This window comes from Klebsiella sp. 141161, from assembly GCF_050600815.1.
Lineage (GTDB): Bacteria > Pseudomonadota > Gammaproteobacteria > Enterobacterales > Enterobacteriaceae > Klebsiella > Klebsiella aerogenes.
In genome coordinates this window covers 129,916-150,417 of the sequence record NZ_JAQIRN010000003.1, presented here as the reverse complement: position 1 = coordinate 150,417, position 20,502 = coordinate 129,916, and the positions used below count along the sequence as shown (strand labels likewise).

The following is a 20,502-nucleotide window of genomic DNA, read 5'->3' as shown; positions in this document are numbered from 1 at the left end:
GGAAAATGGTAATTACAGCGCCTTCATGGTGCCTTTCGGCAGAACGGCAGCTACGAAGTCACGTTTGATAACCACTTCGGTGGTATCGTTCAGCGCGATAGCGATGTAGCCGTTTTCCGCGACTTTAGTCACGCGACCAACCAGACCGCCGTTTGTCAGGACTTCATCACCTTTGGCGATAGAGCTCATCAGATTCTTGTGCTCTTTAGTACGTTTCTGCTGTGGGCGCAGGATCATGAAGTAAAAAATCAGACCGAACACCACCAGCATCAGAATCAGAGACATTGGGCTGCCCTGCGCCGGCGCGCCGGTTGCTGCTACCGCATCAGAAATAAAAAAGCTCATTGAAATTCCCTCATTATTAAAATTAATCAACGTTCAAAGGAGGAACGGAACGCCCCTGACGTTGGTAAAAATCGGTCACGAAGCTCTCTAATTTACCCTCTTCGATAGCCTTGCGTAAACCAGCCATTAAACGCTGATAGTAGCGCAGGTTATGAATGGTATTGAGGCGCGCGCCCAATATTTCGTTGCAACGATCAAGATGATGCAAGTAAGCACGTGAATAATTGCGACACGTATAGCAATCGCACTCAGCATCCAGCGGCGATGTATCGCTTTTATGCTTCGCGTTGCGGATTTTCACTACGCCATCGGTCACGAAGAGATGGCCGTTACGCGCGTTGCGCGTCGGCATAACGCAGTCAAACATATCGATGCCGCGACGTACCCCTTCCACCAGGTCTTCCGGTTTCCCGACGCCCATCAGGTATCGCGGTTTATCTGCCGGGATCTGCGGGCAAACGTGCTCCAGGATACGGTGCATGTCTTCCTTCGGCTCGCCGACAGCCAAACCGCCGACAGCGTAGCCATCAAAGCCAATCTCTACCAGACCTTTCACCGAGATATCTCGTAAATCTTCGTAAACGCTGCCCTGAATGATGCCAAAGAGCGCGTTTTTGTTGCCGAGACCATCGAAACGGTCACGGCTGCGCTTCGCCCAGCGCAGAGACATCTCCATCGAACGCTTAGCGTAATCCCAGTCTGCCGGGTACGGCGTACATTCGTCGAAAATCATCACGATATCGGAACCGAGATCGTACTGAATCTCCATCGATTTTTCCGGATCGAGGAAAATCGGATCGCCGTTGATCGGATTGCGGAAGTGCACGCCCTGTTCGGTGATCTTACGGATATCGCCAAGGCTGAAGACCTGGAAACCGCCGGAATCGGTGAGGATCGGCCCTTTCCACTGCATGAAATCATGCAGGTCGCCGTGCAGCTTCATGATTTCCTGGCCCGGGCGCAGCCAGAGGTGGAAGGTGTTGCCGAGGATGATTTGCGCGCCGGTGGCTTCAACTTCTTCCGGCGTCATCCCTTTGACGGTGCCGTAGGTACCAACGGGCATAAAGGCTGGCGTTTCAACCACGCCGCGATCAAACACCAAACGGCCGCGACGCGCGCGGCCATCGGTGGTATCAAGTTCAAATTTCATTATTGCTCCTGCGTCAGAAAAACAGTCCGACGTTTAAATACTCGCCACGGAATGATTCCGTGGCTAAAAAATGCGTCAAGGCGTCAGAAAGCCAGCGTGCCGGCCTTTTTAGGGACGCTCAGAAATAGCCTGCGGATTGTACGTGATAAACATCGCGTCACCGTAGCTAAAAAAGCGATATTTTTGTTCTACCGCAGCCTTATAGGCGTTCATGGTGTGCTGATAGCCAGCGAAAGCGGAGACCAACATAATCAGTGTGGATTCAGGGAGATGGAAGTTAGTCACCAGCGCATCGATGACTTTGTACTGATATCCCGGATAGATAAAGATCTGCGTATCGGCAAAGAACGGCTCAATCAGGCCATTTTTCGCCGCCTGCGCCGCGCTTTCCAGCGAACGCACGGAAGTGGTGCCGACGGCGATGACGCGGTTACCGCGCGCTTTCGCCGCCAGAACCGCATCGACCACATCCTGCGGCACTTCCGCATATTCAGAGTGCATGATGTGCTCTTCGATGCTGTCAACGCGCACCGGCTGGAAGGTTCCTGCGCCAACGTGCAGCGTCACAAACGCCATCTCAATACCTTTCGCGCGCAGCTTTTCCAGCAGCGGATCGTCAAAATGCAGGCCGGCGGTCGGCGCGGCGACCGCGCCCGGCTTGGTGCCGTAAACCGTCTGGTACAGCTCGCGATCCGCGTCTTCGTCCGGGCGGTCGATATACGGCGGCAGCGGCATATGACCGATGCTGTTCAGGATATCGAGCACCGGGCGCTCATCGTTGAATTCAACTTCAAACAGCGCGCCGTGGCGCGCCAGCATCGTGGCGTTAATGCTTTCGTCATCGCCTAACAGCAGCTCCGCCCCCGGCTTCGGCGCTTTAGAGGCGCGAATATGTGCCAGAATACGTTTATCATCCAGCATGCGCTCAACCAGCACTTCAATCTTGCCGCCGCTGGCTTTACGCCCAAACAGACGCGCCGGGATCACCCGGGTGTTGTTAAAGACCAGCAGATCGCCAGGGTTGAGCTTATCGAGCAGATCGGTGAAAGTACCGTGCGTCAGCGCGCCCGTCGGCCCGTCCAGCGACAGCAAGCGGCAGCTACTGCGCTCCGGCTGCGGATAGTGAGCAATCAGGGATTCAGGTAATTCAAAGGAAAAATCGGTAACGCGCATGACGATGACTCAGACTAAATAAAGAGGCGAGTAGTCTAGTGCCGGGCGGGTCTTCCTGCAACCGTTACCCTATTCAACGCTGGATATAATAGCGGAATACCATGATTAACCAGCAAGAACGGCATAGCCGTGTGAAGGATTGAAGTCGATATGAATTTTCTCGCGCATTTACATCTCGCCCACCTTGCGGATAGCTCGCTGCCGGGCAACCTGCTGGCCGATTTTGTCCGCGGTAACCCGCAGGGCGAGTATCCTGCGGATGTGGTTGACGGCATTTATATGCATCGGCGTATAGATGTAATGACCGACAATCTGGCGGAAGTCAAAACGGCGCGCGAATGGTTTCGCCCCGAGACCCGCCGCGTCGCGCCAATTTCCCTCGACGTGATGTGGGACCATTTCCTGTCGCATCACTGGGCGCAGCTGTCGCCGGATCTGCCGCTAAACGAGTTCGTCCGCTACGCCCACGCGCAGGTGGCGCAAATTCTGCCGGATTCGCCGCCGCGCTTTGTTAATCTCAACGAATATATGTGGTCCGAACGCTGGCTGGAACGTTATCAGGATATGGAATTCATTCAGCGCGTCCTGAACGGTATGGCCAGCCGCCGCCCGCGCCTCGATGCGCTGCGTGATTCATGGTACGACCTTGATAACCACTATGGACAACTGGAGCAGCAATTCTGGCGTTTTTATCCGCGAATGATGGACCAGGCGAAAAAGAGAACGCTGTAAAACCTTGCGCTTTCTCACAAAACGATTATTCTGAAAGCGCTATTGAATAATTATCAATAGGCAAAACCTATCTCATCGATTGTCAGCGCCGCATTGAGTTCCTGCCCGCCTCTGCCTATACTGGCCCGCGTTGCGTTCCAATTAACCTTAGTAATAACAGGAGAATCATATGGTTCTGGTTACTCGTCAGGCTCCGGACTTTACCGCTGCAGCAGTATTAGGTAACGGCGAAATCGTTGAGAAATTCAACTTCAAACAGCACACCAACGGTAAAGCTACCGTCCTGTTCTTCTGGCCAATGGACTTCACTTTCGTTTGCCCGTCTGAACTGATCGCTTTCGACAAGCGCTACGAAGAATTCCAGAAACGCGGCGTAGAAGTGGTTGGCGTTTCCTTTGACTCCGAGTTCGTTCACAACGCATGGCGTAACACCCCGGTAGACCAGGGCGGTATTGGCCCGGTTAAATACGCGATGGTTGCCGACATCAAACGTGAAATTCAGAAAGCTTACGGCATCGAGCATCCGGACGAAGGCGTTGCGCTGCGCGGTTCCTTCCTGATCGACGCTAACGGCATCGTTCGCCACCAGGTTGTTAACGACCTGCCGCTGGGCCGTAACATCGACGAAATGCTGCGTATGGTTGACGCGCTGCAGTTCCACGAAGAGCACGGTGAAGTTTGCCCGGCTCAGTGGGAAAAAGGAAAAGAAGGTATGGCCGCATCTCCGGAAGGCGTAGCTAAATACCTGACCGAAAACGTATCCAGCCTGTAATCGGCTAGACGTTTCCATAAAAAGGCTCGCCAATGCGAGCCTTTTTTGTACCTGTTATATTCGCTGTAGTCCCGGTAAGCGCGGCGCCACCGGGCAAAAGTATCAGAACGCGAAGCAAGAACAGCCTAATACGCCCCAGAAAGCCTGCTCATCCGCCACCGGAATCGACGACTTGCGCGCAATATCATGCTGATGTCCGTGCACGCCGCAGCTGCCGCAGCACTGGTGCATCTGCACTACCGCGCCAATCTTCGCGGCCGCAGGCGGCGCCGAGCGATAATGCCCTGGCACTTTTACCACCGGCGACCACTCCGGCAATACCGGAATTGGCGGCGGCGCCAGCGGCGAGAAATGACCGGCCGCGTACACTACCTTGCCATCCACTACCGTCAGCACTGACTCTATGCCCTTAATTTCTTCTTCGGCAACGCTGAAGTAGTCTTTTGACAGCACCACCAGGTCAGCCAGTTGCCCTTTCTCAATGCGTCCTTTTTTACCCTGCTCGCTGGAGAACCACGCGCTACCGGCGGTCCATAGCTCAAGGGCGACGTCGCGCGGCAGACGGTTGTTATCGTCGTACATCGCCATGCCGCCGACGGTACGCCCGGAAACCAGCCAGTACAGCGCGGTCCATGGGTTATAACTGGCGACGCGGGTCGCATCGGTCCCCAACCCTACCGGCACGTCCAGTTCCAGCATTTTCGCCACCGGCGGCGTATGTTTCACCGCCTCTTTGCCGTAACGATCGACGAAATATTCCCCCTGGAAGGCCATCCGGTGCTGTACCGCGATGCCGCCGCCTAACGCCTTCACGCGTTCAATATTACGTTCGGTGATGGTTTCGGCGTGGTCAAAGAACCAGTGCAGGCCGTTAAATGGAATATCGCGGTTCACCTTCTCGAACACATCCAGCATTCGGCTAATCGACTCATCGTAGGTGGCATGCAGACGGAACGGCCAGCGGTGTTCTACCAGATGACGAACCACCCGCTCCAGCTCATCCTCCATGCCTTGCGGCAGATCCGGCCGCGGCTGCAGGAAGTCTTCAAAATCCGCCGCCGAGAAGACCAGCATTTCACCAGCGCCGTTGGCACGGTAGAAATCGGTGCCCTGCCCCGGCTTCAGCATGTCGGTCCAGCGCTCGAAATCTTCCAGCTCCTGCTTCGGCCTCTGGGTAAAGAGGTTGTAGGCGATACGCACGGTCATCTGCTCTTTGGCGTGCAGTTGCTCGATAATTTCGTAATCTTCCGGGTAGTTCTGGAAACCACCGCCGGCATCGATAGCGCTGGTTAATCCTAAACGGTTCAGTTCGCGCATAAACTGGCGCGTGGAGTTAACCTGGAGATCGAGCGGCAGCTTCGGTCCTTTGGCCAGCGTGGCATACAGGATCATGGCATTCGGTTTGGCGATCAGCATCCCGGTCGGGTTGCCGTTGTTATCGCGAACGATCTCGCCGCCCGCCGGGTCCGGCGTCTCTTTGGTATAGCCAACGGCTTTCAGCGCCGCGCGGTTAAGCAGCGCGCGATCGTACAGATGCAGCACGAATACCGGCGTGTCAGGCGCCGCTTCATTCAGCTCTTCCAGCGTCGGCATGCGGCGTTCGGCAAACTGGAATTCGCTCCAGCCGCCGACCACCCTCACCCACTGCGGCGACGGCGTACGATCGGCCTGATCTTTTAGCATACGCAGCGCATCCGCCAGCGAGGGCACGCCTTCCCAGCGCAGCTCGAGGTTATAGTTCAGGCCGCCGCGAATCAGGTGCAGGTGGGAGTCGTTAAGACCCGGGATCACCGTATGGCCTTTAAGATCGACAATTTGCGTCCCCTCGGCGGCGAACGTCATGATTCGATCGTGGCTTCCGGTCGCGAGAATTTTTCCATCGGCGATGGCCACGGCTTCCGCCAGTGGGTTCGCGCGATCGAGCGTATGAATCTGACCGTGGGTCAGAATCAGTGTGGCAGTTTGCGACATAACGCACTCCTTTAAGCTGGTTGAGCTAGTTTTTTTTCAACCAGCCGGCAAACAGACGGGTCACGATAGGCATCCACAACCAGACCACCAACGCAACCACCAGGGCATCGTTTATCAGATGCAGTAACAAGCTTCCCCGTAACTCCGGCAGCGCCATGCCGGTCAGCCACGGCACCAGGTTGGTACTTGGGAAGATGACCAGCAGGGTTATCAGAAACTGTTTCCAGCGCAGCGGCTGGCGAACATTAGCCGCAGGTGGGGTAAACCAGAACGCCGGTTCGGTGCGGATTTCGGTACGATCGCCATCATTGAGAAACGGCGCGATTTCCGCGACTAACTCGCGACGGGTTTCCGACTGCGTCCAGGCATAGAGATGTTCTATGGTGTCGAAGCGAATAATCACGCTCCAGAGATTTTGCCCAGCCGCCGGACGGATCACGTTGGCGCCAAGATGGCCGGGAAACTCCGCCGCAACCGGCATGATTTTCCCCAACCATGCTTCATAGCGCTGGCCGTTTTGTGGATCGAGATGATGACTGATGACCAGCGTCACTGATTTCTGTTGCGCCATTAAGAGTTCCTTGCTTCAGGGGAATGACGGGATTTCTCCCGCCATCAGCCATAAATGACAATACACAAAATCATTCATGCCGCATTGAGGCGGCAAGATTGCCCGCCCTCGAGCACTGACATCAGCCAGTGACCGGGGCGGGCAAGCGAAGCCAACAAAGAGGCAGCTTGCAGGATGAAGTGTTTTAGGCTTTACGTTCCGGCGCGCCGTGCACCATGGTATAAGCATAATCCACGCCCATACCGTAGGCGCCGCTATGTTCGCGAACCAGATCCATCACCGCATCGTAAGTCTCTTTACGTGACCAGTCGCGCTGGTACTCCAACAGAACCTGCTGCCAGGTCACCGGTACCGCGCCGGCCTGCACCATACGGTCGATGGCGCGCTCGTGAGCGTCAACGGAGGTACCGCCGGAGGTATCGGTGACCACGTACACTTCATAACCTTCTTCCAGCGCCATCAGCGCCGGGAAGGTCAGGCACACTTCGGTCCACAGCGCGGAAATAATCAGTTTTTTACGTCCAGTGGCTTTCACCGCATTAACAAAACCGGCGTCTTCCCATGAGTTCATAGAAGTACGTTCAATTGGTTTCACTTCAGGATGAACCGCCAGCAGTTCCGGCCAGATATAGCCGCTGAAGCTTTTGGTTTCGACAGAGGTATAAATAACAGGAACGTTAAAAATCTTGCCCGCTTTGGCCAACGCGACGGTGTTATTTTTCAGCGTCTGGCGATCGATATTGGCCACGCCAAAAGCCATTTGCGGCTGGTGGTCAATAAAAATAAGGGTGGAATTAGACGGATCAATCAGTTCACGAATAGACATAACACATCCTATTAATCAATTAGTTAGGAAGATAATACACTGCCGTTGTGCTGTGCTGATTGTGGCCAATAACGCATGATGAGTATAGTCAGTAATTTCTAACGAGTTATTAAAGAATTCTTTCCGTTTTAATTCACTTGAGTAAAAATAATGGCCGTTTGAATATTTAAATAAAGCTAATCAAAAAATTACGGGAAACTGTTCTAATTTATTCACTGGAATTGAACATGGCCCTTCGGTAAAACAACGTTATTATTAGACTGACGGATCGAAACTAATGCGTTTAAACCTTGATGTACTTTTGATTCTTGATGCTCTGGATAGACATGGCTCGTTCGCGCTGGCGGCCGAGTCGCTATTTAAAACCCCCGCCGCGCTGAGCTATATGATCCAAAAACTGGAAAACGATCTGAACATCAGTCTGCTGGATCGTTCCGGGCACCGGGCGAAATTTACCGATACCGGTAAAATGATGCTGGAAAAGGGGCGCCTGCTGCTCAATGCCGCCAACGATCTGGAAAAACAGGCGCAGCTACTGAGTTCCGGCTGGGAGCGGGATCTGGCGATTGCGCTGGACGACTCTTTTCCTTTCCAGGCCCTATTGCCGCTGATTGAAAAGTTTTACGCGCAATATCCGCAAACCCGGCTCAACTTTACCCACCATACTCTGGCGGGCTCTTGGGAAGAGCTGACTCACAACGGCGCGGATATTATTCTTGGGGCGATTAACGAACCGCCGACCTCCGCGGAATGGTCATGGAAAATGCTCGGCGCGATGGACAACGTGTTCGTTGTCGCGCCCGGCCACCCGCTGGCGGCAACGACCCAGCCGCTGACCAACAAACAACTCAGCCTGCATCGCGCGGTGGTTATTAGCGATAGCGCCCGCTACTGTCATCCACTGAACAGCAACCTGCTCGATGAGCAGGAGCAAATCCGGGTAGATGATTTCGCCACCAAAGTCGCGCTCCTGCGCGCCGGTTTGGGATGCGGATTCCTGCCCCGCCACATCGCCCGCCCGTGGCTGGAGAGCGGTGAGTTGCTGGAGAAACCGGTGATTTCGAGCCGTGAGAAAGATATAACCTATATGGCCTGGCGTAGCGGCAATAACGGTCTGGCTCAGCGCTGGTGGCGAGAGGCTATTCTCGAAGATAGCTGTCTGAGCCAGCTCTACCGTTAACGGCTACACCAGACGCTTGCGGAAATCGCGGGCAAACTCAGCACATCATCGTGCATGTCGCCCGCGCCTTCTTTTCGCTGCCACGTTTTCCCCTCCAGCAAAGGCGATGCGTCGATTACCACCTCGCAGGCATGACCGCGGTTTATCGCCACCAGCACCCGCTGCTGTTTGTAAACGCGAACAAAGACCACCACGTTATCTTCCGCATAGATGACCTGGCAGCCGCCGTAGCGCAGCGCCTGATGCCCCTTACGCAAGGTGGCCATACGCTTATATAACGCCAACAAGGTTTCATCCTGCAGTGCCGGATCCCATGGGAAGGGTTTACGGCAGAAGGGATCGTTGTTGCCATCGACGCCGACTTCATCACCATAGTAAATACACGGAACGCCCGGCCAGCAGAACAGCCAGACCACCGCCAGCGGCAGTCGCGCCACATCTTTACCCAGCAAGGATTTGAAACGCGCGGTATCGTGGCTATCCAGTTGGTTAAACATCCGCAATTGCTGCTGATGCGACAGCCCGGCGCGATAGTTGTCCATCCACGCCATACAGGTTTGCGCATCGATGTGCTGCGGATCGTAGGAAATATCGGTATTAGCGAGGAACCCCCACAGCGGGAAGGTAAAACCGCGATAGTTCATCGCCGCGTCTTCGGCATCAGCCTGCAGCCACTGACGCGCGTCGCCAAAATGCTCGCCGAATACAAAAGCCTCCGGCTGCTCCCGCTTCGCCGCCTGGGTGATACCGGCAATATGGCGCAGGTTATTACGCGCCCCGCCATCTTCGCCCAGCATATGCACCACGTCCAGCCGCCAGCCATCCATACTCCACGGCGCTTTTAACCAGTGCCGCACCACGCTGTCTTCGCCCGCATAGATTTCGTTAACCAGGCTCGATGAACGGTAGTCAAGTTTTGGCAGACTGGCGTAACCCAGCCAGTTATGCGCCACCCCTTCCTGCGAAAAATTAAACCACTCACGCCAGGGTGAATCCGGCTGATGGCAGGCGCCATTGCTCGCCTGCTGGTGGCGATCGAACCACGGGTGCGAATCACCGGTATGGTTAAACACGCCGTCGAGGATTAGGCGCATCCCTTCACGCTGCGTATTGTGGCGCAGACGCAACAGCGCGGCATCGCCGCCGAACTGCGGATCGACACGGCGGTAATCAGCGGTATCGTATTTATGTACGCTGGGCGCGACGAATACCGGGTTAAGATACAGCGCGGTCACGCCAAGCTGCTTCAGATAGGGAAGTTTCTCGCTAATACCGTCGAGGTCGCCGCCATAAAAGGTCGAACCGCCCGCTTCGCCGGTCAACGGCTCGTCCCACGCTTTTAGCACAATATTCTGGCCTGCGGCATGATGGTAATAAACCAGGTCCTGCCCGGCTTCTCGCGCCTCGCTACGGGCAAAACGGTCGGGAAAGATTTGATAAAAGACCTGATCGGCGACCCACTGCGGGCCGCTATCTGGCACATCAACCGCAAACTGTTCCAGCCGCGCGGGCGGAAAACGCTGGAAACCCTGCGGCGTAAACCACAGCTGGCGGTCAGCCCACAGCAGCTTAAAGCTATAGCGACGGCGCGGCTGGCCGTTCATCAGGTTTATCTCTCCACGCCAGGCGACGACATCGGCGTGTGGGGATTGGCGCAGGCGCTGCATGGGCAACGACAGCTCTTCATTGTCTTCTTCCGCGCGCAGCGTAATTCGCTGCGGCATTGTTTCGCCGCTTAGCCACAATGTGATAACGAGTCGTTCCTGCTGCTCTTTAATAAAAGGAGCAACCGGCAGGTGCCAGGCCTTCAACATCATCATTCCTCTTTTTGCGTAATGGCCACACCTTGCCACAGTGAACAGGCGTATAACTCATCATCAATAGAATAATTGGGGGAGGAGAACGGAGGAGGATGTGATTTTCCGGGCCGCGGCTAAGCCGGACCCGGAAGAGCGGAGAATTACTGCGCCTGGGCTAACTGGCGATCGCGGCGGGTCTTAATTTTCCAGCCAACCAGCAGCAGCACGATCCACGCAAAGCCGACGTACAGCGAAATGCGGGTATCCGGATGGTAGCCGATAAGCGCGATGATAAAGACCAGGAACAGCAGGCCGACCACGGTAGTAGCTACGCCGCCCGGCACCTTAAACTTCAGCGCTTTCACCTCTTCCGGCGACAGGCGACGACGGAAAGCGATTTGCGACAACAGGATCATAATCCACACCCACACGGTGGCGAAGGTCGCCAGCGAGGCAATCACCAGGAAGACGTTTTCCGGCATGATGTAGTTGAGATAGACCGCAAACAGCAGCGCCACGGTCATCACCAGCACCGTCACCCAGGGCGTACCGCGACGCGACGTTTTGGCGAACACCTTCGGCGCGCTCCCCTGTTCGGCCATTCCGTGCAGCATACGGCCAACGCCAAATACGTCGCTGTTAATCGCCGATAGCGACGCGGTTAACACCACGAAGTTCAGGATGCCGGCGGCAAAGGTAATTCCCATATGCTGGAAGGTCAACACGAACGGGCTGCCGTTTGTGCCCACCAGGTTCCAAGGATAGATAGACATAATGACGAACAGCGTCCCCACGTAGAACACCAGGATACGCATCGGCACCGAATTAATCGCCCGCGGAATGGATTTTTCCGGATCCTTCGCTTCACCGGCGGTGATACCGATAATCTCAATCCCGCCGTAAGCGAACATCACCATCTGCAGCGACATCACCATTCCCAGCCAGCCGTTACTGAAGAAGCCGCCGTTGCTCCATAAGTTATGAATACCGGTTGGCTGACCGCCGTTGCCGATACCCCAGATGATGATGCCGAAACCGGCAAGGATCATGATGATAATCGTGGCGACTTTAAAGAATGAGAACCAGAACTCCAGTTCGCCGAACACCTTCACGCTCATCAGATTGACGGCGCAGATAATCAGCACCACGCTCAGTACCCATATCCAGTGCGGCACCGCCGGGAACCAGACGCCCATATAGATACCGAAGGCGGTCACGTCGGCAATCGCGACGATCAGGATTTCAAAACAATAGGTCCAGCCGGTGATATAGCCGGCCAGCCCGCCGAGGTTCTCCTGCGCATAACGCGAGAAAGAGCTGGCGGAAGGGTTATGCACCGACATTTCGCCCAGCGCGCGCATGATGATATACGCCGCCACGCCGCCGATAATGTATGCCAACAATACGCTCGGCCCCGCCATTTTAATGGCGTCTGCCGAACCATAGAACAGGCCGGTACCAATAGCGGAACCAAGGGCCATAAAGCGAATGTGCCGGGTACTTAGCCCGCGCTTAAGCTTGTTACTACTTTCCATCGTGTTCCATGCCGTTTTTCTCGTTTGTGCTTTGCGGGGGCAAAACGCAAAAGGGAATGACCAAAAAAACAAAAAACCACGGGACCTTAAGTCCCGTGGTTAAACACCTGCGTAAAGCGTCGGTTAGTGGGCTTTTGAGACCACCGGGCTACCCGCTGCGCGATCGATGATCGCGGCCAGCACAGCCATCACCGCGGTTGGCAGCAACCATGCCAGACCTTGCGCTGCCAGCGGCAGGCTCGCGGTCCATTGCGGCAGGATATCTGCGAACGCCGATGCTTTAACACCGTCAATGATACCAAACATCAGGCTGATAAACATTGCCGGCGCGATAACGCGGGAGGAATTATGCCACCAACCGCGGGTAAAGCTTAATACCACCAGTGCGATACACGGCGGATAAATAGCGGTTAACACCGGAATCGAGATCTGAATCAGATGGCTGAGCCCCAGGTTAGAAACCGCCATGGAGAACAGGCCGAGAATAAACACCAGCGAACGATACGACAGCGGCAGATACTGCGCGAAGAACTCAGCGCAGGCGCAGGTCAGGCCAACCGCGGTGACCAGACAGGCGATAAATATCAATGCCGCCAGCAGGAAGCTGCCCGCGCCGCCGAAGGTATGCTGCACGTAGGAGTGCAGAATAGCCGCGCCGTTTGCCGACTGATCGACCAGCGTCGCGCTATCGGAACCCAGGCGGAACAGCGCCAGGTACAGCAGCGTCAGGCCCACGCCGGCCATCAGACCAGCCCAGACGGTGTAGCGAGTCAGCAATCGGGCTTCGCTAACGCCGCGGGAACGCGCGGCATTAACGATAACGATACCGAAGACCATCGCTCCCAGCGTGTCCATGGTCAGATAGCCATTAACGAAACCATTAGAGAACGGCGCGGTACGATAGGCTTCCATCGCGTCGCTAATCGGGCCAGCCGGCCAGATTACCGCGGCCACCGCGAGCACGACCAGGGCGATAATTTTCAGCGGCGCCAGGAAGTTGCCGACGGTATCCAGCAGTTTGCCCGGATAGAGGGAAACCAGAATCACCAGCGCGAAATAGATAACGCTATAGATAAGCAGCGGCAGCGCGCCGTCGCCGGTCAGCGGAGCAATCCCCACTTCAAATGAAACGGTGGCGGTACGCGGGGTCGCGAACAGCGGCCCAACCGCCAGGTAGCACACCACGGCCAGCAGAATGCCCGCAACTTTGCCGATTGGCGAGCTCAGACGCTCAACGCCGCCGCCGACTTTCGCCAGCGCGACTACCGTTAGCACCGGCAAACCCACGGCGGTAATCAGGAAGCCAATGGCTGCGGTCCAGACGTGTTCGCCGGCCTGTAAGCCAACCATCGGAGGGAAGATAATGTTGCCTGCGCCAACGAACAGCGCGAAGGTCATAAAGCCCAGCGCGATGATGTCGCGAGATTTTAACTGATGGGTCATAAATTCATTACTGCCTGTGGATGTGGTGTTGTAAAAAACGGAAAAATACCGTGCCTTCCTTTCGGGATGATACAGCGGCCATTGCCTGTAAACTCAGCGAGATATGCTCTCGAAGCGGCGTGGAAAAGAATTGTTTTTTGAATTACCACGCAAAAGCAGTCTTACCGGGACTGCATAGGGGGCAATTTAAACGCTTATAACGTTTTAAAGCAAGGTGGGATCGTAAAACCAGATGATTATGCTAACTATGATTTTGAACCTGGATTAATTGACCATAACGACGCAAAACGCGTGGCTAATCATGCGAACAATAAATAACCAGGCGTTCGTTTAATACGCAACGAAAAGTTGACTGCAAATGAAAATGACCAGCCGAAGCTGGTCATTGGCAAGGAAAGCTGACAGACGCCGCCTCAGGCGCCATTTTTGGCAATTAAACGTTCCGGCAGCAGGAAGCTAAAGCGCGTTCCCTTCCCGACCGTACTTTCGATTTCCAGCCGGCTTTCATGATGGCTAACCGCATGTTTCACAATAGCCAACCCTAAACCGCTGCCGCCGGTTTGCCGGGAGCGCGCCTTGTCGACGCGGTAGAACCGCTCGGTCAGCCGGGGTAAATGTTCAGGCGCGATACCAGGGCCGTTGTCCTCAACGCTAAACAGCGCGCCGTGTGGCGCCCGCTGCCAGCTGACGTGAATCTCAGTTCCCGCAGGCGTATGGTTAACGGCGTTGTACACCAGATTAGAAATCGCGCTGCGCAACTGCTCTTCGTTGCCCATCACCTGGAGCGTTTCGTCGACGCTAAAGTGCAGCTGATGCTTACCCTGGCTAAGGGTTTGCGCCTCGCGCTCAACCACCCGCAGCATCATCGGGACGTCGATTTTATCATTCATCGCCAGCACCGGCGCGGCTTCAATACGCGAGAGCGTCAGCAACTGCTTCACCAACCCTTCCATCCGCTGCGTTTGCTCACGCATGGTATGCAGCGCTTTTTCTCGCGTCGGCCCTTCCAGCACCTGCTCCTGCATCATCTCGAGATAACCCTGCAGTACGGTGAGCGGCGTGCGCAGCTCGTGGCTGACGTTGGCGAAAAAGTTGCGCCGCGCGCCTTCCAGCTGGTGCATTTGCGTGACATCGCGCGCCACCATCAACCACTGTTTATCGCTATAAGGCATCACGCGAATTTCCAGATGGCGGGCGTTATTGAGCACCAGATTAATGGGCTTAGTGAAATCACGGTTTTTCAGATAGTTAGCAAATTCAGGGTAGCGCAGCAGGTTGAGGATATTCTGCCCACTATCGTCCGGCCAGCGTAGATTAAGGATTTGTTGCGCCAGGCCATTACACCAAAAGATGGCGCCCTCTTCGGTGGTGAGCACCACCGCATCGGGTAAGGATTCCGCCCCGCTGCGAAAGCGCTTGATGAGGCTTCCCAGCTCGCGGCGACGTTTTTTATTACGCATCTGCATTTGATGCAGACCATACAGCAGCGGTTCCCAACTGCCGCTTCCCGGCGGCGGCGTCATACTGCGATCGACCCACAGCCACCATGACAGACGTAACAAATTCCAGAAATGCCAAATAAGCAACCCGGTCACCGCCGCCAGTAAAAACCACGGCAGATGACCGAAAAATGCCCCGAGGATCAGGGCCGGGATACAACATAAGAAAAGCTCAAGCGCCAGCCTTTTCCATGACAGCCGTTCCAGCACGGGTCACACTCCTGTCAAAATTCAGAAACGGGCGGAGAAACGATATCCCGTGCCGCGAACCGTCTGTACCATCCGGTCATGGCCGCTATGTTCCAGCGCTTTGCGCAGGCGGCGAATATGCACATCCACCGTCCGGTCTTCAACGTAAACGTTGGTTCCCCAAACGTGATTCAGCAGCTGCTCACGGCTGTATACGCGTTCCGGGTGGGTCATAAAGAAGTGTAATAATTTAAACTCGGTCGGCCCCATATCCAGCGGGTTTTCACCGGTCATGACGCGATGCGAGGAGGGATCCAGGCTCAGCCCCTGCATCTCAATCACCTCTTCGACCGCCATTGGCGAAATACGCCGCATCACCGCCTTAATTCGCGCCACCAGCTCCTTCGGCGAAAACGGTTTGGTAATGTAATCATCCGCACCGGTTTCCAGACCGCGAACGCGATCTTCTTCTTCGCCGCGCGCCGTCAGCATCACCACCGGAATATCGCGGGTCATCGCTTCGCGCTTAAGTTGTTTAATAAACTGTAGCCCCGATCCGCCCGGCAACATCCAGTCAAGGAGAATCAAATCGGGCCAGGGTTCATTGAGTTGATTCACCGCACTGTCAAAATCTTCCGCCTCGACGGGCTGAAAGCCGTTTTGCTCCAGAACAAAGCAGACCATTTCGCGGATTGGAGCTTCATCTTCAACGACCAGAATTCTTCTCGCCATTATTTACCCTGTGTTTTTTAGCCATCAGTATAGAAGTGCGCGGCCATTATGCGTCAGATTTGTGACAGATTTATGAAAAAATGACCGTCTGATGAATACGGATTTTGAATGATGACACGCACTTAACACATCCAGTCTCGCCGTAATATGGCAAAAGGAATACGGGCGGCGGGATCGACGTTATAATGGCCGCCTGGCTTTTATCGCAACGGAATTTTTATGCGCATCCTTCATACCTCCGACTGGCATCTCGGCCAGAACTTCTACAGCAAAAGCCGCGCGGACGAACACGCCGCCTTTCTCGACTGGCTGCTGGCGCGCGCGCAGGAACACGAGGTGGATGCCATTATCGTCGCTGGCGATATTTTTGATACCGGCTCTCCGCCGAGCTACGCCCGCGAACTGTATAACCGTTTTGTCGTTCAACTGCAGCAAACCGGCTGCCAGTTGGTGGTGCTGGCGGGCAACCACGATTCGGTGGCGACGTTAAACGAGTCGCGCGAAATTCTCGCCTTTCTGAAAACCACCGTGGTCGCCAACGCCGGCCACGCGCCCTTTATCTTACCGCGGCGCGACGGCACGCCCGGCGCGGTCTTCTGCCCGGTGCCGTTTTTGCGCCCGCGCGAACTGGTGGTCAGCCAGGCTGGCCACTCCAGCGGTGAAAAACAGCAGCAGTTACTGACCGCCATCAGCGACTATTATCAGCAGCAATATCAGCAGGCCTGCGATCTGCGCGGCGAACGCGTATTACCGATCATTGCCAGCGGCCACCTGACCACCGTCGGCGCCAGCAAAAGCGACGCGGTCCGTGAAATCTATATCGGCACCCTCGACGCCTTCCCGGCCAACCGCTTCCCGCCCGCCGATTACATCGCGCTCGGCCATATTCATCGCGCCCAGGTGGTTGGCGGCTGCGAGCATATTCGTTACAGCGGTTCGCCGCTGCCGCTGAGCTTTGATGAAACCGGAAAAAGCAAAAGCGTTAATCTGGTCTCATTCAGCGAGGGCAAGCTCAGCGAGGTGACGCCGCTGCCGGTGCCGATCACCCAGCCGCTGGCGGTATTGAAAGGTGATTTCGCCAGCATCAGCGAACAGCTTCAGCAGTGGCAGGATAGCGCGCAGCAGCCGCCGGTCTGGCTGGATATCGAAATCACCAGTGATGAATACCTGCACGATATCCAAAGAAAAATTCAGCAGCAGACCGAATCGCTGCCGGTGGAAGTGCTGCTGGTGCGCCGCAGTCGCGCCCAGCGTGAACGCATTCTGGCCGGCGTTCAGCGAGAAACGCTGAGCGAACTGCAGGTTGAGGAGGTGTTTGCCCGCCGCCTGGCGCTGGAAACCCTTGATGCTCCGCAGCAACAGCGGCTGGAGCAACTGTTTACGGAAACGCTGCATAGCCTGAACGGTGAGGAACACCTGTGAAAATCCTGAGCCTACGCCTGAAAAACCTCAACTCGCTGAAGGGCGAATGGAAAATCGACTTTACCGCAGAACCATTCGCCAGCAATGGGTTATTCGCGATTACCGGGCCGACCGGCGCCGGGAAAACCACCCTGTTAGATGCCATCTGCCTCGCGCTGTACCACGAAACGCCGCGCCTGAGCAGCGTATCGCAATCGCAAAACGATCTGATGACCCGCGACACCGCCGAGTGCCTGGCGGAGGTTGAATTTGAGGTACGGGGCACCGCCTATCGCGCCTTCTGGAGTCAGAACCGCGCCCGCAACCAGCCGGATGGCAATCTGCAGGCGCCGCGCGTTGAGCTGGCGCGCTGCGACGACGGTAAAATTCTTGCCGACAAGGTCAAAGACAAACTGGAGCTGACGGCATCGATCACCGGCCTCGACTATGGGCGCTTTACCCGTTCAATGCTGCTTTCGCAGGGGCAATTCGCCGCTTTCCTCAATGCCAAACCGAAAGAGCGCGCCGAGCTGCTGGAAGAGCTCACCGGAACGGAAATTTACGGGCAAATTTCCGCGCAGGTCTTTGAAAAACATAAACTCGCCCGCATTGAGCTGGAAAAGCTGCAGGCGCAGGCTTCCGGCGTCGTACTGTTAAATGATGAGCAAGAGCAGGCACTACAACAAAGTTTGCAAGTACTTACTGCTGAAGAACAGCAGCAGCTTGCCGAACAAACCCGTCAGCAAAATGGCCTACAGTGGCTGCGCCGCCGTCAGGAGCTAAACGCGGAAGCCACCCAGGCGCAGGCCGCTTTACAGCAGGCGTTACTGGCGCAGGAAGCCGCCGCACCGCAGCTGGCTGCGCTCCAAGCCGCGCAGCCGGCAGAGCAACTGCGCCCAATATGGTCGCGGCTCCAGGAACACAGTACCGCGCTGGCGCAAACCCGCCGTCAGGTTGAGGAAGTAAATACTCGCTTACAGGACAGCCTGCGCCGTCGCGCCGGGATCCGCCAGGCTGCCCAACAACGGCTGGCTCAACTTGAAACCAGCCAGCAATCGTTGAATGAGTGGCTTAAAGCGCACGAGCGATTCCAGCAGTGGAGCACGGCGCTGGCGGGCTGGAAAGCCACCTTCCAGCAGCTTAACCGCGACGCTCAGCAACAGTTGACGCTACAACAGCGCCTGCAGGATGCCAGCCGCAAGCTCGGCGAATTGCCGGCCACCGCGCTAACCCTCGATGCGCAGCAGGTCAGCCGCGAGCTGGCACAGCATGCCGCCGCCCGCCCGCTGCGCCAACGGCTCTCAACCCTCCATCGCCAGCTGCAACCGCTGTACCTGCGTTTGCAGCAGCTGCAGAGCGCGGAAAACGCATCGCAGCAGGAAAAAGAGAAGCTTGAAGCCGCGCTACAACAGCGGCGTCAGGCGTGGAAGGAAAAAAACCAACAATTTAGCGATGTAAAAGCCATCTGCGAACTGGAAGCGCGTATCGCCGGGCTGGAAGCCGAGCGCGCCCGCCTGCAGCCAGGCGCGCCTTGTCCACTGTGCGGTTCCGAGCATCATCCGGCGGTCGCGGAATACCAGGCGCTGGTGCCCGGCATCAACCAGACTCGCCGCGACGCGCTGGAGCGTGAAGTGCGGCAGCTGGCGGAAGAAGGCGCGCAGCTGCGCGGCCAGCTTGAAGCGCAGCTTAAACAACAGCAAAAAGACGCTGACGAGAAAACATCGCTTCTGCAGCAGGAGCAAGCGCTTACCTCTCAATGGCAAGACACCCTCGCGGAATTGGCGATTACGCTGACGCCGCAGGATGATATTGCCGGTTGGCTTGATAGCCAACAGCAGCATGAACAGCAGCTGTATCAGCATCAACAACGTCTGGCCTGGCAGGCGCAACAGCAGGAGAGCCAGCAGCAGCTGCAGCAGTTACAGCAGGATCTCGAACAACGCCGTAGCGCGCTGCATGCAGAGCTTGCTGTGTATTCGCTGGAACTGCCGCCTGCCGCGGAGGCTGACGGCTGGCTGGCCCAGCGTGAAGCCGAAACCCGCGGCTGGCAGGCGAAACAAAATGAAGCCGCCGCCCTGCAGGAACAGCGCCAGCAGTTAACGCCGCTGCTGGAAACCCTGCCTGAGTCAACGGAAACCGCGGATCCCGTGCCACTGGAGGGCTGGCGGCAGGTGCACGATGATTGCCTGGCGCTACAGAGTCAGTGGCAAACGCTGAGCCAGCAGGAAAGCCAGCAGCAGGCGCTGGTGAAGGAAAGCGAAAAGCAGTTTACCGCCGCGCTGGCCGCCAGCCCGTTTGTCGATCGGGCTGCATTTCTTGCCGCTCTGCTTGACGAGGCAACCCGCCAGCGGCTGGAACAACTCAAGCAGACGCTGGAAAAAGACGTTCAGCACAATCAAACGCTGGCCCTGCGGGCGCAGACGTCGCTTGAACGCCATCAGCAACAGCCGCCCGGCGATATTGATATTAACCAGCCGCTGGAGCAGCTAGAGAATAGGCTGGAGCAGCTGGCACGCCAGTTGCGGGAAAACAGCGCCCGTCAGGGGGAGATCCGCCAGCAGTTGAAGCAAAACAGCGATAACCAACAGCGCCAGCAATCATTACGTCAGCAGATGGAACAAGCCGCGCAGCAGGTCGAAGACTGGGCCTGGCTGAATGCGCTCATCGGTTCAAAAGAAGGCGATAAGTTCCGTAAATTCGCCCAGGGGCTGACGCTGGATAACCTGGTGTGGCTGGCTAACCAGCAGCTCAACCGCCTGCATGGCCGCTATTTGTTGCAACGCAAAGCCAGCGAGGCGTTAGAGCTGGAAGTGGTGGACACCTGGCAGGCCGACGCGGTGCGCGATACCCGCACGCTTTCCGGCGGCGAAAGCTTCCTTGTGAGCCTCGCGCTGGCGCTGGCGCTATCTGACCTGGTGAGCCATAAGACGCGGATTGATTCGCTATTCCTTGATGAAGGATTCGGCACCCTGGATAGCGAAACACTGGATACCGCGCTGGATGCGCTCGACGCGCTTAACGCCAGCGGCAAAGTTATCGGCGTGATTAGCCACGTCGAGGCGATGAAAGAGCGTATCCCGGTGCAGATTAAAGTGAAAAAAATAAACGGTCTGGGATACAGTCGGTTGGAGAAAGCGTTTGCGGTAGAGTGAAGTCTTCCCCTCTCCCACTGGGGAGAGGGAAT

At 56.3% G+C, this 20,502-nt stretch carries 16 protein-coding genes; 5 read left to right on the top strand and 11 right to left on the bottom strand.

The window, feature by feature from the left end; genetic code table 11:
• Positions 1-12: 12 nt before the first annotated feature.
• The 3 genes from yajC to queA all read right to left on the bottom strand — a co-directional run bounded on the left by yajC (position 13) and on the right by queA (position 2,668).
• Positions 13-345 carry a preprotein translocase subunit YajC gene (gene yajC, locus PGR79_RS09035; RefSeq protein WP_087860408.1) on the bottom strand — a complete coding sequence of 111 codons (333 nt, stop codon included), beginning with the start codon at positions 343-345 and terminating at the stop codon, positions 13-15.
• 22 nt (positions 346-367) lie between these two features.
• A complete protein-coding gene (gene tgt / locus PGR79_RS09030) occupies positions 368-1,495 on the bottom strand; it encodes a tRNA guanosine(34) transglycosylase Tgt (RefSeq protein ID WP_015368001.1) in 1,128 nt (375 codons plus the stop codon).
• Positions 1,496-1,603: 108 nt separating this feature from the next.
• Positions 1,604-2,668, bottom strand: a complete 1,065-nt coding sequence (gene queA, locus PGR79_RS09025; protein WP_015368002.1) for a tRNA preQ1(34) S-adenosylmethionine ribosyltransferase-isomerase QueA — start codon at positions 2,666-2,668, stop codon at positions 1,604-1,606.
• Positions 2,669-2,818: 150 nt separating this feature from the next.
• Here queA and acpH point away from each other — a divergent pair, with 150 nt between their 5' ends.
• Positions 2,819-3,400, top strand: a complete 582-nt coding sequence (acpH, locus tag PGR79_RS09020; protein ID WP_213317092.1) for an ACP phosphodiesterase — start codon at positions 2,819-2,821, stop codon at positions 3,398-3,400.
• Positions 3,401-3,569: 169 nt separating this feature from the next.
• Entirely contained in the window at positions 3,570-4,172 is a 603-nt protein-coding gene (locus PGR79_RS09015; protein ID WP_015368004.1) for a peroxiredoxin, read from the top strand.
• A 102-nt stretch (positions 4,173-4,274) separates the two neighbouring features.
• Here PGR79_RS09015 and PGR79_RS09010 read toward each other — a convergent pair whose 3' ends face one another.
• The 3 genes from PGR79_RS09010 to PGR79_RS09000 all read right to left on the bottom strand — a co-directional run bounded on the left by PGR79_RS09010 (position 4,275) and on the right by PGR79_RS09000 (position 7,540).
• Positions 4,275-6,143, bottom strand: coding sequence for an amidohydrolase (locus PGR79_RS09010; protein ID WP_047740003.1), 1,869 nt, complete (start codon positions 6,141-6,143; stop codon positions 4,275-4,277).
• 25 nt (positions 6,144-6,168) lie between these two features.
• A complete protein-coding gene (locus PGR79_RS09005) occupies positions 6,169-6,714 on the bottom strand; it encodes an antibiotic biosynthesis monooxygenase (RefSeq protein ID WP_087860410.1) in 546 nt (181 codons plus the stop codon).
• A gap of 184 nt (positions 6,715-6,898) precedes the next feature.
• A complete protein-coding gene (locus PGR79_RS09000) occupies positions 6,899-7,540 on the bottom strand; it encodes a hydrolase (protein ID WP_020079504.1) in 642 nt (213 codons plus the stop codon).
• 277 nt (positions 7,541-7,817) lie between these two features.
• Here PGR79_RS09000 and PGR79_RS08995 point away from each other — a divergent pair, with 277 nt between their 5' ends.
• A complete protein-coding gene (locus PGR79_RS08995; RefSeq protein WP_047740004.1) occupies positions 7,818-8,720 on the top strand; it encodes a LysR family transcriptional regulator in 903 nt (300 codons plus the stop codon).
• Here PGR79_RS08995 and malZ read toward each other — a convergent pair.
• From malZ to phoB, 5 genes are all read right to left on the bottom strand, one after another.
• Complete coding sequence (gene malZ, locus PGR79_RS08990) at positions 8,717-10,534, bottom strand: maltodextrin glucosidase (RefSeq protein WP_162750173.1); 1,818 nt, start codon at positions 10,532-10,534, stop codon at positions 8,717-8,719. The genes PGR79_RS08995 and malZ overlap by 4 nt on opposite strands.
• A gap of 146 nt (positions 10,535-10,680) precedes the next feature.
• Positions 10,681-12,054 carry a proline-specific permease ProY gene (gene proY, locus PGR79_RS08985; RefSeq protein ID WP_015368010.1) on the bottom strand — a complete coding sequence of 458 codons (1,374 nt, stop codon included), beginning with the start codon at positions 12,052-12,054 and terminating at the stop codon, positions 10,681-10,683.
• A gap of 123 nt (positions 12,055-12,177) precedes the next feature.
• Complete coding sequence (gene brnQ / locus PGR79_RS08980; protein WP_015368011.1) at positions 12,178-13,497, bottom strand: branched-chain amino acid transporter carrier protein BrnQ; 1,320 nt, start codon at positions 13,495-13,497, stop codon at positions 12,178-12,180.
• 413 nt (positions 13,498-13,910) lie between these two features.
• On the bottom strand, positions 13,911-15,206 hold the full coding sequence (gene phoR / locus PGR79_RS08975) for a phosphate regulon sensor histidine kinase PhoR (RefSeq protein ID WP_113373726.1): 1,296 nt from the start codon (positions 15,204-15,206) through the stop codon (positions 13,911-13,913).
• Positions 15,207-15,227: 21 nt separating this feature from the next.
• Positions 15,228-15,917, bottom strand: coding sequence for a phosphate response regulator transcription factor PhoB (gene phoB / locus PGR79_RS08970; protein ID WP_004099401.1), 690 nt, complete (start codon positions 15,915-15,917; stop codon positions 15,228-15,230).
• A gap of 219 nt (positions 15,918-16,136) precedes the next feature.
• Between phoB and sbcD the strand changes: the two genes are divergently transcribed.
• Both sbcD and sbcC read left to right on the top strand, forming a co-directional pair.
• A complete protein-coding gene (gene sbcD / locus PGR79_RS08965; RefSeq protein WP_113373725.1) occupies positions 16,137-17,339 on the top strand; it encodes an exonuclease subunit SbcD in 1,203 nt (400 codons plus the stop codon).
• Positions 17,336-20,470: an exonuclease subunit SbcC gene (gene sbcC, locus PGR79_RS08960; protein WP_113373724.1), complete on the top strand. Its 3,135-nt coding sequence runs from the start codon at positions 17,336-17,338 to the stop codon at positions 20,468-20,470. Before sbcD ends, sbcC begins: the two co-directional genes overlap by 4 nt.
• The last annotated feature ends 32 nt before the right edge of the window (positions 20,471-20,502 follow it).